Below are 12,896 nucleotides of genomic sequence, written 5' to 3'. Positions count from 1 at the left end.
ACAGGGGACCGCGAGCGCGGATGCCCTTGCCCTCTTCAAAACGCCGCACGCGGCGCGGCGCGGGCGCGGCCGGCGCCCCTCCCCGGGGGCGCGCGCGGCGCGGGCGCCTCGGCCGACGCGGACGCGGCCGACGCGGCCTCGGCCGACGCGGGCGCCGTCGACGCGGGCCGTCACATCCCGCGCCGGCCCGAGCGGCGGAGGATCGCGAGCGCCTCGGCGCACCTCGGCATGACCTCGGCGCTCTCCTTGACCTTGGCGTCCGCCGCGGCGAGATCCGCCAGCGCGCCGGGCCCGGCGGCCCCGTCGGGTGCCTCGAGCAGGGCGCGGACGCGCGCCTCGGCGGCCGTCGCGTCGAGCAGCAGGCGGTAGGCCCGCGCGCACGTGTCCTTGGCGCTCGCGGCGGGCGGCGTCGATGCGGGCTGGCGCTCGAGCTCCGCCAGCAGCGCCTCGCGCGCTTCGCGAGGCTCGCTCGGCGCATCGCGGAGGACGTCGATCGCATGCAGGAGCGCGTCCGCCTCCTGCTGCTCGGCCGACCGGCCGCACCCGGGCGCCGCCTGGGCCATGGCGACGGCGGCGAGCGCCACGGCGATCCGCTTCGCTGGAGCGATCCGCCGGACGGCCGTCCCTGCTGCGCCTGCCGCCCCTGCCGCCTTCGCTGCCCCTGCTGCGCCTGCCGCCCCTGCGCTGCCCGTCGCGCCGGGCCTCGTCGTCACGCTGGGCGCCCTCAGTCGGCCGGCTTCGCGGGCGGGCCCATCTGGATGCGCTCGCCGAGGTAAGAGCCGATCAGCGTGAAGAGCACGCCGATGAGCGCCATGATCACGTACATGAACAGCGGCATCGTCCGGACGGTCTGGCTGTGCAGGAGGTAGAACACGGTCGGGATCGCGACGAGGAACGACGCGACGACCGGCTCGAGGAACGTCTTGCCGGGCGAGATCATGCCGAGGAGGACGCCGCCGATGAACCAGACGGGGATGGCGACGATCATCCCGTTCGACCCCTCGAAGTCGAGCTGCTGCACGATCATGGGGAGGCCGCCGACGAGGGCCGCGGTGAGCACGCTCTGCAGGACGAGGGCGATGAGGCACCAGAGGATCGAGAAGCCCTCCTGCTGGTAGCGGCGGTGGCGGTCGAGCTCGGAGTCGCGGAAGGGCGCGAGCGAGCCCATCCTGGCGCCGCACGCGATGCAGCGCCCGCTCGCCGTCACGGAGGCGTTGTTCGCGCCGCATGACGGGCACACGATGGAGCTGTCGTTCTTCGAGGGCATCGCGGCTAGGCTAGGCAAGGCGCCGCTTGCGGGCAAGCGCGCGGCGCGGCCCCTGCGCCGCGGCCGGGCGAGCGTGCGGCGAGCTCGAGGGCAGCCCGAGAGGGCGGTGGTCCGCTTGACGATGCGTGCGGCGCCTCGTGACCCTGCCGGCCATGGGAGGGTGCCGCCCCCGGCGCGTGTCCGGGCGCCGGCTCGGCGATCGCGCCGCGCGGTTCCTGATGGGCGAAGGCACGGGCTAGACTCGGAGCCCCGCCGACGGACGCTCGCGCGGCGGGGCTCCCGCCGGCTGGTGCGAGCCACACGAGAGGCGCACGAATGGGCCTGGACGCGACCGTGACGTGCAGATGCTGGCTCGACGGGACGACGCGGACGCCGCCCCCGCACGCGGAGCACGTAGGGTTCGATGAAGATGGGCAGCTTTGCCTGACGCTCCCCGAGGAGCGCCGGGACGCGCACGACGCGTTCTATGCATGGATGGAGGACTGCTGCCCGCACCCACGCATGTGCCTCGCCTCCGAGTGGATCTCGAACTGGGCAGGTCTCAGGGCGTTCCAGGCGGCGCTCGATCGGATCGGCTGGCAACATTTCCCGACGCTGCAGGCCGAGCTGCCGGCGGCGAACGGCGGCATGATGCTGGCCGAAGCCAGCGCGCAGGCGCTGGGAGAGCTCGCGCGGTTCGCCGAGCTCGTCGCCTCCGTCCGCTCGGCCTTCCTTGTCGATTCCGAGACCGGCGATGAGCTCTATGACTTCATTCCGCAGTACGACGGCATCTTCATCATGAGCGGCTCGGAGCAGATCGACCTCGGCTTCGACGTGAACGGCTTCTTCGTGCAGAGCCGCGAAGCGCCGCCCTGCGAGCTGTTCCGCGCCCTGCGCGTCGCGCAGATCCTGCTGGAGCCCGAGCGCACCGAGGCCCACGAGGACGGCCGCGTGCTGCTCCGGAACCTCGACACGGGACGCGAATTCGAGTCCAGGATCGCCGTTCCCGGCGGGTGCATTCCTTGGCCCGACGGTCGAATGCAGGACGATAGAGGGCGCGTCCGCTCCGCGTATCCGCGCTCCTTCCACGTGAAGCAGCGCGCGCTGGGCATCGCCGATTTCGAACAGATCCTCGGCTCCCTGCGGCGGGTCTTCGAGGCCTCGGTGGCCACGGGCAACCCGGTGTGCTGGTGCTGAGCCCGCGTACGCACCCCGGGAGCGTGTCGTTCGCGCATGTCTCGCGCGCCGCGCCCGACGTCCTGCGCGCCCAGGGCCGCCACGCCCGAGCCCGCTCCTCCCCTCGTCCGAGGACCGGCGAGACGGCGGTGCACCGCGGCCGGCGCTCCGGCTATATACTCGACGAAGCGTGCCCACCGACCCGACCTCGACCCTGGAATCCATGACGTCCGGCCCGCGCGGCCCGGGCGGCGATGGCCTCGACGTGGCGGGGCCCGATCCGGAGCTGCTCGCGCTGCCGTCGCCCCCGAAACAGGAGCGCACGGTCACGGTGGCGCTGATGGCGGCGACCGCGGTCGCCGCGCTGTGGATGGCCGTCGCGCTCCTCGGGGAGGCGCGTTACGCGCTGTCGCCGGGACAGCCGACGGACGTGGGAGAGCTCGCGTCGCTGCGGCCGCAGGCGGACCTCGCGAACCGCTACGTGCGGGCCGTCGGCCTGCTCGGGACGCGCGGCGCGATCCGGTACGGGCGCGCCGCGGAGGGCGACTCGTTCCGGCTGGCGCCGGTGGCGGGCAACCCGGGGCTGTGGGTGGAGATCCGGGTGCCGGAGGGGTTCGAGGGCCCGCGCTTCGTCCCGCCGAGCACGTTCGCGGGGCGGCTCGTGCCGTTCAAGAGCGCGGGCATCCGGCACGCGCGGCTGGCCGCCGAGGTGGAGGAGCAGGCGGGGACGGCCGTGACGGACGACGCCTGGATGCTCATCGACGGCAGCTCGCCGCGCGCGTCGCGCTGGGCGGTCGCGCTCGTCGCGCTGTTCGTGGGGTTCGCAGGCTGGAACCTGGTCGGCATCGCGCGGGTGCTCCACCGCGTGCGGGACGCGAGGGACGCGCGCCGCGCTTCTTGACGCGCTCGCGGCAGGGGAGCAGGACGCTCCCCGTCCACCGATGCCCAAGGTCACCTTCGTCAACGAGCACAGGACGGTCGAGACCTCGCCGGGTCGTCTCCTCAGCGACATCGCGGCCGAGCTCGGGATAGCGGTCTGCCGCGAGGCGTTCCGGGGCACCGGCATCGGCGATTACACGTGCTGGGTGAAGGGGGAGCCCGGCGCGACGTCGCCCCCGACGTTCCTGGAGAAGCTGCTCGGCGCGCGCGGCCAGCGGCGGATGGCGAACAGGACGCGCGTGCTCGGCGACGTGCAGGTGTGGACCCAGGCCGGCCCTGGCAACAGGCTGCGCGCGCCGCGGCCGATCGCGCCGCCGCCGAGCCCGGCGACGGATCCGGAGGCCCCGCGCAAGCCGATCGACGCGAGCGGCAGCGCGGCGTTCCCGTACGGCGATCCGCGCGCGGTCGGCCACGGCAAGCGCGAGCCGATCGCGGCGGGCGCGCTCGAGGCGAAGGCCGCAAAGGAGAAGAAGGCGAAGGCGGCCCCGGCGAAGGCGGCGGAGGGCGCGGCGCCGGAGGCGGCGGAGGGCGCGGCGCCCAAGGCCGCAAAGGCGCCGAAGGCTGCTGCAAAGGCGCCGGAGCCCTCGGCGTCCGACGCCGCAAAGGCGCCAGAGGCCGCGGAGCTCGAGTCAGCCGCCAAGGCGTCGGAGGCTGCGGCGCAGACACCGGAGCCCACGGCAAAGACACCGGAGACCGCGGCGCCGGAGGCTGCGGCGAAGGCGCTGGAGGTCGCGGCCCCCGACGCCGCAAAGGCGCCAGGGGCCGCGGAACCGGAGGCCGCCGCGAAGGCGCCCGAACCTGCAACGGCAGCCAAGGAGACCGGCGGAGGGGCATCGGAGTAGCGGTCGTTGCGCGCTGGCGCCACGCCGACGCGAGCGAAGTTGAAGGCGTCGAGCGGCCTGTCTTCTCGACGATCCCCGCGCAGGCTGACGGGGCTATACAGGACTTGAGGGGGTATGTCCTTGAGAGCTGCTTTAAGCCTGTGCTCGTAGCTCCAAGGTGCGAAGGCTCTCAACCGTCCACCCGACAACTCATCCTGTTTCTTCCGCGCTGGCCGAATTTGCCCTAGCCTCCCAGGCTGGAGGCTGCCCGCGATGAAAGCACGTCGGCGCAGACGAGCATGACCGAGATATCGAGGAAGGCGATTGCGTCTTGGCAAGCGCATCTCCAACAGGCGCACCACGACGGCGCATGGCTCCAGGCCATGAAGGCTCTCGAGGAGCAGCGCGAAGAAGTCGTGCCGCAGATCCGGGAGCTGCTCGACAGCTTCCTCGCAGGTAGCACCGATCTCGAACGCTTCCGGTCGGAATTCGATCGGCGAAGCCGCACAGAATGGAGCACCTTCGGGCTCGGCGGGTTCGGCGGTGGCATGGTGCTGAACAAGCTGGTCAAGCATGTGCCCGATCACGCCACGCTTGCGGCGAAGCTCAAGGCCGCGCTCCATGTCCCTGCCGACGAGGCTGCAGCCACACGGCAGCTCCGGGAGTTCCTCGATTACCTCGCGGCGCTGGAGACCACGAATGTCACGACGGCGATCAGGGCCGACACGTCGCGGGTACCCTTCTTCGTGCCCTTCTGGTGGCATATCCAGGCCCCTCAGGAGTGGCCCATCTATTACAAGTCCGCGCGCTCCGCGTTCATCGCGGCGGGCCTCCTCGGCGAGGACGCGGGCATCGTAGACCAGTACACGCGTTTCCGCCGCGTCTTCCTGGAGCTCGCAAAGGCACTCGACATCGACGCCTGGCGACTCGAGCAGCTCTGCAAGCGCGTCGGGAGCGGTGAGGGTGAGGGCACGCATGAGGAGAGCGTGATCGCCGCGCCCGACACGACAGAAGGCGGCGTGGAGCGCCGCGTCTGGCTGCTGGCGCCTGGAGAGGGCGCACGCCTCTGGGAGGACTTCAAGAAGGAATCCATCGCAGCGATCGGTTGGGATTCCCTGGGCAACCTGAAACGGTACTCCGACTTCGACGCGATCCGGAAGAAGCTCGCCGAGGGTCGAAACGACGGCAGGATCCCGACGAACGACGCGCTGGCCTGCTACGAGTTCGCGCGCAAGATGCAGATCGGTGACGCCGTCGTCGCGAAGCGAGGCGTCCACCACATCGTCGGCTACGGCATCATCGAATCGGACTATCGCTTCGACCCCAAGCGCTCCGAGTACAAGCACGTGCGCACCGTGAAGTGGCTCAAGTCCGGCGACTGGCGTGTACGCGACAAACCGCTGGTACTGAAGACGCTGACCGATATTGGCAAGTACCCGCAGCTCGTGGCGCAAATCGAGGACGTGCTCGGGGTTCGCGGCGGCAACGGTCCCGAGCCTCCGGAGCCGACAAAATCGTACACGCTCGACGAGGCATGCCGTGACCTCTTCCTCGGGCGCATCCAGATCGAACGGATGCTCGGGCTCCTGCGGAACAAGAAGAATCTCATCCTGCAAGGACCGCCCGGGGTGGGGAAGACGTTCGTGGCGAAGCGGCTCGCGTACCTGCTTCTCGGTGAGAAGGCTCCCGAGCGCATCGACATGGTGCAGTTCCACCAGTCGTACGCCTATGAGGACTTCGTCCGCGGCTACTGCCCGACCGAGGAAGGCTTCGTGCGGCGCGATGGCCCATTCCTCCGGATCTGCAACCGCGCTTTGCAGGATCTCGACAACTCCTACGTGCTCATCATCGACGAAATCAACCGCGGCAACTTGAGCAAGATCCTGGGCGACCTGATGATGCTCATCGAGGCCGACAAACGTGGCCAGGAGTGGGCGACGACGCTCTCGTACTCGACCGAGGACGAGGAGCGATTCTACGTCCCCCCGAACTTGCACATCATCGGCACCATGAACACAGCGGACCGCTCGCTCGCCCTGGTGGACTACGCCCTCCGGCGCCGCTTCGCGTTCGTCTCGGTCGCGCCGAGTTTCGAGACCGACGCGTTCGCCACGGAGCTCTCGCGGATGCAGGTGCCAGAGGCGCTCGTCGGGCGGATCCGGGCGCGCATCAAGCTGCTCAACGACATGATCCGGGAAGATCGGCAGCTCGGCCAAGGCTTCTGTATCGGCCACAGCTACTTCTGCCAGGTGCCGGCGGGGCGCGCTCCTGCCGAGGACTGGTATGGGCAGATCGTCGAAACCGAGATCCGACCGCTGCTCGAAGAGTACTGGTTTGACGCGCCCGAGCGCGCCGCAGAGGCGCTCGCGCTCATGTACGACGATGAGCACTGACACCTTCGAGATTCCGATCCGGAACGTGTACACGCTGCTCGCCTACGCGTCCGGGTTCCTGGAGCTCTCGGCCGTCTCGGAGGTCGGCGCGATCGAAGCGGACACGCCAGCAGATCTCCTCGCGCGGCTGCTCGCGGACGGGCTCAGTGCGCTGCTCCGGCGTGGGCCGTACCGCGCGTACCTCGAACGCGCGGAGGATGTACGGCGGCCGCGTGGTACCGTCGACGTCACGCGCACGGTCAGCTGCGCGCTGCGGTCGCGAGGGCGCGTGGGCTGCCGCTTCGACGAGCTGTCGTACGACGTCATCGAGAACCGTGTCGTCAAGGCAGCAGCCCGCTTGCTCAGCACGTGCCGCAACATCAAGCGCGAGCTCGCCCTCGCGCTGCGCGCCGCGTACTTGCGCATGGAGGACGTCGCGGATGTCGAGCTCAGCGCCGAGCTGCTGCGGCGAGCCCGCGTCCCCCGCGGGTATCGCCTCTACGGGATGCTGCTCGACATATGCCAGCTCGTGCTCGCAAACTTTCTCCCGGACGAGCAAGGGGACGGATCTCGACTCCGGGACTTCACCCGTGACGACGAGCAGATGGCGCACCTGTTCGAGGCGTTCGTACGCGGCTTCCTCCAGCACCATCTGGACGGCGCTAGCGTCGCCCGCGAGTACCCAAGCTGGGCCAGCGCTTCGGGAGAGCGCACGGCGCTCCAGCTCCTGCCGCGGATGATCACCGACGTGTCGGTCCGCTGGCCCGGGCAGTGCACCATCGTCGAGACCAAGTTCGTGAGGCGGCCGCTCAGAGAGCTCGCAGGCAGCGTACGGTTCAAGCTGAGATCGGATCACCTGTACCAGCTCTTCGCCTACGTGAAGAACACCCGCGAGCGGGAGCCCGCATCGATCAATGTAGACAGCATCCTGCTCTACGCGAGCGTCGGACGCGGCCTGTCCGAGACACTTTCGCTGGGAGACATCCGCGTCTCCGTCCGGACGCTCGACCTATCAGCGAGCTGGGCCGACATCCGTGCGGCCCTGCTCTCCTTGCCGTTACGACGCGGCGCGACGCGCATGGTGGCTGTGTGAGAACGCGCTCTCCGCGTGCACAGCGAGGCGCTTCGTCGAACCCAACGATGGCGTGCGGCTTCGCAGCGCCATCGTGTACATCACACCTCGCGACCTGCGGGCCGGGCGTGCCAAGACGATCACTCCTCGCAGCCGCAGACGCCTCCGTGATGTGAGCAGCAGCCACGATACGAGGAGCGGGCGCAGAGGCAGCTCGGCGAGAGCGTGCCGTCGCAGCACTGCACCCGGAGGCTCGCCTGTCGCCTCTCCTCGGCCGCTGCTTTCATCAGCCGCCGTCTCTCCTCCGGGGCCTCTTGGAGCTCCCGCCGCCGCCTCTCCTCCGCCTCCCGCCGCTGCCGGATCTCGTCCACACCCGCGTCGACATCCGGCCGTAATCGCGCGACCCGCGCGAGGAGCGCTGTACACGGCTCTGCCTGCTGCACGTCGGTGCCCCGGAACTCGTCCAGCGCGAGCTCTACGCGGCTCAACGCAGCTTGAGCATCCTCCCACCGTCGTAGCGTTGCCCTGGCGGAGGCGACCTGCAGGTCCCGAGCGATCGCTGGAGCGACATCCTTGAAGCGGGCAGCGGCTCTCTGCTCCTTCGCCGCCCGCTCCTGCTCCTCCTCGACGCGCTGTTGCGCCTTTCGGGCGGCTTCCTCCTCGTCACGTCGCTGGATGGTCTCGCGCTCTCTCCCGTCGACATCGGCCTCCGTGCGCAAAACCTCCAGCAATGCCACCCCGACGCAGGTGCTCCGCGCCTCCTGGAGATGCGACCGGGCCCGATCGAAGCTCGCGGCCTCGAGCGCCTCGTTCGCGCTGCTGCGTGCCTGCTCGCAGGAGGCAAGCGCCTCCCGGCGGACGCGCTCGTCGGCCCTGCGCTTCGTGATGAAGCCCGCGAGGCCCACGCTCAGCAGGCCGGCCACCGCGGGGTAGACCACCCACGGCGCCCGACGCGACGCCAGCGCAGCAGCCGCGAACGGCCGCGGTGCAGCCACGGGGGAGGCACCGATCGCGACCGTCAGGCCAGCGAGGATCCCTGCCCCGAGCACGACGAGCGCCACAGGCTCGAAGGTGGCGCCAATCACGTAAAGTAATAGCAGCGTGTAGACCTGGGTTCCGGCCCACCCGAGGGCGACGCCGAGCCTGGCCCTCGCCTCACCCGTGTATCGCCCCTCCGAGCTGGCGATCTCCCGGAGCACGAGCCGGCCGAGTAGGATCGCAGGCACGCCAAGGAGGGGTCCAAGCACCATCGCCGCAGCGCCCAGCTTGAAGAGCGTCTCGCTCGACGGATGAGGCCGCGGGAAGAGCCCTTCCAGGTTTGGCACTGGACTCGGGCCGTGCGGGGAGCTGGGCGGATCCCGATCTGCCACCGTCACGTCTCCAGCGCCGCGAGCGCCTCCTCGAGCCAGCGAATCTGCTGCGCTTGCAGCTCGTCTGGGACCTCGTCGGAGCGGACGGCATCGAGCGCGGTAAGCAGATGGCGGCGCTTCGCGGCGGCGGTCTTGAGCCCATCCACCTTCTCCAGGACGGCGTCGACCTCGATCTGGGAGGCCTCGAGCAGGAGCTGATCGCGCAGATCGTGGAGCGTGAGCCGCTCGAGGCCGAACCGGACGGCGCTCCTGCGCCCCGCCGGCCCCTTCGCGGCCTCGAGCTTTGCGAGCGCCTCATCGAGCGTTTCCTTTTCTTGCGCCCGCAGCGCCCGTTGGCGGCGCTCCTCCTCCTCGGCAAGGATCGCTCGCCGGCGCGCCTGCTCTCTGGCACGGATCGCCTCCCGGCGTGCCGGTGCGTCCTCATATTCGCCGAGCGCCTCGTACTCCTGGTCGGCCTGCATCGGCGTACCGGCGTCCTCCAGGGCGATCGCCAGCTTGTAGCGAACCCCGCGCGCGGTCTCCTCGTCCATGGGAAGCTTCAACGCATGGCGGAGCCCTGCCGCCGCGAGGCCGTGCTGGCCCGCCGCGCCGAGCTTCTCCGCGTGAGCGATCGCGACCTTCAATGCTTCTCGCTGCTGCACTTCTTCCTGGCGTTTCCGCGCCTCCTCCTCGTGGCGCCGCTCGTCCTCGACCTCGGCCTGCAGCGCCGAAAGACGGTCGGCCGCGTCCTCCAGACCGCCCTGAGCGATCAGCGCCTGGTACTCGACGATGGCGGCAGAGCGAGACTCGCTGTCTTCCAGCAACCGCGCCAGCTTGTAGCGCAGACGGCGCGACAGCTCGGGGGCACAGCCCGGCGCATCCGCGGCCTGCCTCAGCGCCGTCGCTGCATGTTCGATCTCGCCCAGCGCGACCTGTGCGTCCGCCAGCGCGCAAGCGCCCAGCGAGAACGCGGGATCCGAGGCAGAGAGCTTGAAGTCGCCTACGGCCTCACGCGGACGCCCGTCGAGCACATGAATCTGGGCTCGCGCGACCTCGATGCTGCCGGCTCCCCCGCCTCCCGGGCGAAACGGCAACGGCGCCAGCAGCCCAGGAAAGGCCAGCGTCATGCCCGACGAGAGCCGGCCGATGCTCGGGACCCGCGCGGCGGCCCTTTCCAAGGCCGCGAGGGCCTCCTGGTAACGCGCGCGGCACGCGGCGTCGGCTGCGAGGAGCAACCACGCGTCAGCATCGTCCCGTCCGCGGGCCTTCAGCGTGCTGAGCAGCTCGGCGGCCCTGGGATCCGATGCGTGGAGTGCGGCGATGGCATCGAAGAACAGCACCTCCAGGCGCTCACGCCATATCCGTCGAGCTATCCGGTAGATCGCGTAGGTAGCACCGGCGGCGCCGAGAAAGATCCAGACGGCCGGGATGCTCAGGACCATGACGAGCGCGTACAGGAGCAGCGCGAGGACGCCGGTCAGCGCGATGATCGCCAGGAGCACCACGAGAGGGTGTCCACTCCGCGACGCGCCCTGCCCGGAGGGCGGGAGACGCTCGCGGTATACGACATAACCCGCGCCGACGAGCCCGAGCGCGATCCACGGGTACGGCGTCGCGAGGACCGCGGCCAGGGCGGAAATGATCGCGAACAGCGCGGAAAGCCCCAACCCGATCGCGAGCAGGAGCGCAAGCGCACCGGCCGATCCACCACGCCGCCCGTGTGTCCGCGGAAGGCGGACGCGAGGGAAGGGTCGAGGGCTACGGCGTCCCATTCGCCACGTTCATTCTCGGCGGGGACGCCGCTGCTTGTCAATGTGCCCTTGCACGGCGGTGGGACAACATCGCCCCTGGTCCCACGATGGCAGTTGATGCTGGACGGCGTGGTACCGGACCTGGTGGTCCTCGCAGAGACTCCAGTAGCAACAGCCGACGTCACCACTGTACCGCGACCAGCCGAAGCCTTGACGTGACGACCCTTCACTGCGAATCGTCTCGCAGTGTTCTCCATGTCGCTCTCTCAAGGTCGGCCGCTCTAACGGTTTTTGTTTTCTCTCTGCATGCTGCCTGCCGAAATCACTGACTCGGCGCCACCTCCAACAGCATCACCCCCGTTGGGCCCCTGCATGAGCAGCTCGTACAGCGTCCCCTCCGTCTCTAGCGCAGATGGCACGAAGATCTTACTCACGGCCTCCAGGGCGATGTCCCCGCGAGCGACCCAGAAGACTGCCGCCGCCTGCCGCATCTCCAGTGCGACTTGTTCCGGGGTCTTGGGTGTACGGAACGCATCTTCCGGTATTTCCATGATGACCCTCATGCATGCCTCCTGTTGCTCCCGGTCCCTGAGCCCTATCTTCCACGCAAGCACGCCATCCAGTCACTGCCGAACCGCGGCAGCGCTTCCTCTTGCCCCTGCCTGGTGTCGGCAGCGCTTCCCTCTACCCCCTGCCGGGTCTCCGCAGCGCTTCCCCCTTACCCCCTGCCGGGTTTCCCAGCGCAAGTGCTCCGAAAGGCGCACGCCCCGCCGCCGCTCGTCGGTAAATCCTCCCCTGCGCTGAAACATCCCGCGAAGCAGCCCCCGCTCCCATGTCGCAGTGCGCCGCGCTCGCTGCGCTCCAGGTTGTGTGGCTGCCCTCGGCGCCCGGCGTGCTATGCACGCGCCGATGAGCGACGTGGTGGTGATCGGCGGCGGCGTGGCCGGGTGCGCCTCGGCGCTGGCCCTGGCGCGGCGCGGGCTGTCTGTCCGCGTCCTCGAGCGCAACCAGGGTGAGGGCGCTTCGTGGGCGGCGGCGGGGATCATCGGCCCCCAGCTCGAGGCCACGGGCGACGGCCCCCTCGCGCGGCTCTGCCTCGCGAGCCGCGCCCTGTACGCGGAGCTCGCCGCGTCGCTCGTCGAGGCGACGGGGATCGACGTCGGGTACCGGCAGAGCGGCGCCCTCCGCGTGGCGTTCACCGCTGAAGGACGTGAAGAGATCGCGCGCGAGCTCGCGTGGCAGCGGGAAGCCGGCCTCGCCGTCGAGATCTGCGACGGCGACGGGGCGCGCGCGCACGCGCCGGCGCTCTGCGACGAGGTCGCCGGCGGCGCGTGGCTCGCCGACGAGGCGCGCATCGATCCGCCGTCGCTCATGCGCGCGCTGCGCATCGCGGCGGAGCGCGCGGGCGTGCAGTTCAGCACGGGCGCGACCGTCCGGCGCATCGTGGTCGAGCGGGAGCACGCGCGCGGCGCGCAGCTCGAGGACGGGACGAAGGTCGAGGCTTGCTGGACGGTGCTCGCCGCCGGGAGCTGGTCGTCGCTGCTGGAGGCGTCGGGCCTCGCGCCCTCCGCGGTGCGGCCGGTGCGCGGGCAGATCGTCGAGCTCACGCCCGCGACGCCCGTGCTCTCGCAGGTGGTCTTCGGCCCCGGGTGCTACCTGTCGCCGCGCGACGACGGGCGCGTGCTCGTCGGCGCAACCATGGAGTTCGCCGGCTACGTCACCGCGGTGACGTCGCGCGCCGTGCGCGACCTCCTGACCGCGGCGCTCCGGCTCGTGCCCGCGCTCGGCGACGCGCCGATCGGCAGGACGTGGGCCGGCCTCCGGCCCCACCCGAAGGACGCGCTGCCGATCCTCGGCGAGGGGGAGATCGCGAACCTGATCTTCGCGACAGGGCACTTCCGCAACGGCGTCCTGCTCGCCCCGGTGACAGCGAAGATCGTGGCGGCGCTGATCGCCGGAGAGGAGCCGCCGCTCGATCTGTCGCCCTTCTCGGCCAGGCGGGCCGGCATCGCCGGCTGAGCGGCGGCCGCGCAGCTCGGGCCCAGCCCGGCGACGGGCTAGCCGCTCGCACCTCGTCGCCCGAGGACGAAACCGCCGCGATCCGTCGCCACGCCGGGATCCCGGCGAGGCGTGACGGTCAGGAACTTTTCGCGGGGCTCGCCGTGTCCTC

The 12,896-nt window shown here is 70.5% G+C and carries 11 protein-coding genes; 6 read left to right on the top strand and 5 right to left on the bottom strand.

Going from position 1 to position 12,896, the window contains the following annotated elements; translation table 11 throughout:
• Positions 1 to 170: 170 nt before the first annotated feature.
• Both WMF19_RS48400 and WMF19_RS48395 read right to left on the bottom strand, forming a co-directional pair.
• Positions 171 to 713, bottom strand: a complete 543-nt coding sequence (locus WMF19_RS48400; RefSeq protein ID WP_437896541.1) for a hypothetical protein — start codon at positions 711 to 713, stop codon at positions 171 to 173.
• Positions 714 to 724: 11 nt separating this feature from the next.
• Entirely contained in the window at positions 725 to 1,267 is a 543-nt protein-coding gene (locus tag WMF19_RS48395) for a hypothetical protein (protein ID WP_044967211.1), read from the bottom strand.
• Positions 1,268 to 1,582: 315 nt separating this feature from the next.
• Here WMF19_RS48395 and WMF19_RS48390 point away from each other — a divergent pair, with 315 nt between their 5' ends.
• The 5 genes from WMF19_RS48390 (at position 1,583) to WMF19_RS48370 (ending at position 7,647) form a co-directional block, all read left to right on the top strand.
• Positions 1,583 to 2,443 carry a hypothetical protein gene (locus WMF19_RS48390; protein ID WP_437896540.1) on the top strand — a complete coding sequence of 287 codons (861 nt, stop codon included), beginning with the start codon at positions 1,583 to 1,585 and terminating at the stop codon, positions 2,441 to 2,443.
• Positions 2,444 to 2,612: 169 nt separating this feature from the next.
• Entirely contained in the window at positions 2,613 to 3,323 is a 711-nt protein-coding gene (locus tag WMF19_RS48385) for a hypothetical protein (protein WP_437896539.1), read from the top strand.
• 40 nt (positions 3,324 to 3,363) lie between these two features.
• Positions 3,364 to 4,203 carry a hypothetical protein gene (locus WMF19_RS48380; RefSeq protein ID WP_437896538.1) on the top strand — a complete coding sequence of 280 codons (840 nt, stop codon included), beginning with the start codon at positions 3,364 to 3,366 and terminating at the stop codon, positions 4,201 to 4,203.
• A 362-nt stretch (positions 4,204 to 4,565) separates the two neighbouring features.
• Positions 4,566 to 6,575 (top strand): AAA family ATPase, encoded by a 2,010-nt coding sequence (locus tag WMF19_RS48375; protein ID WP_437896537.1) that lies wholly within the window; start codon positions 4,566 to 4,568, stop codon positions 6,573 to 6,575.
• Positions 6,565 to 7,647: a 5-methylcytosine restriction system specificity protein McrC gene (locus WMF19_RS48370; RefSeq protein ID WP_437896536.1), complete on the top strand. Its 1,083-nt coding sequence runs from the start codon at positions 6,565 to 6,567 to the stop codon at positions 7,645 to 7,647. The genes WMF19_RS48375 and WMF19_RS48370 overlap by 11 nt, the downstream gene beginning before the upstream one ends.
• Positions 7,648 to 7,766: 119 nt before the next feature.
• Here the strand turns inward: WMF19_RS48370 and WMF19_RS48365 are convergent, their stop codons facing one another.
• The 3 genes from WMF19_RS48365 to WMF19_RS48355 form a co-directional block, all read right to left on the bottom strand.
• Complete coding sequence (locus WMF19_RS48365; protein WP_437896535.1) at positions 7,767 to 8,951, bottom strand: hypothetical protein; 1,185 nt, start codon at positions 8,949 to 8,951, stop codon at positions 7,767 to 7,769.
• Positions 8,952 to 8,998: 47 nt separating this feature from the next.
• Positions 8,999 to 10,480, bottom strand: coding sequence for a hypothetical protein (locus WMF19_RS48360; RefSeq protein WP_437896534.1), 1,482 nt, complete (start codon positions 10,478 to 10,480; stop codon positions 8,999 to 9,001).
• 527 nt (positions 10,481 to 11,007) lie between these two features.
• Positions 11,008 to 11,289 (bottom strand): hypothetical protein, encoded by a 282-nt coding sequence (locus tag WMF19_RS48355; RefSeq protein WP_437896533.1) that lies wholly within the window; start codon positions 11,287 to 11,289, stop codon positions 11,008 to 11,010.
• A 346-nt stretch (positions 11,290 to 11,635) separates the two neighbouring features.
• On the opposite strand from WMF19_RS48355, the gene thiO reads away from it, so the two are divergent.
• Positions 11,636 to 12,745, top strand: a complete 1,110-nt coding sequence (gene thiO / locus WMF19_RS48350) for a glycine oxidase ThiO (protein ID WP_437896532.1) — start codon at positions 11,636 to 11,638, stop codon at positions 12,743 to 12,745.
• Positions 12,746 to 12,896 lie beyond the last annotated feature (151 nt).

This window comes from Sorangium sp. So ce124 (genome assembly GCF_051525235.1).
In the GTDB taxonomy this organism is placed as follows: Bacteria; Myxococcota_A; Polyangia; order Polyangiales; family Polyangiaceae; genus Sorangium; species Sorangium atrum.
Note: the sequence above shows the minus strand (reverse complement) of the source record. Positions and strands in the feature narration are given on the sequence as shown.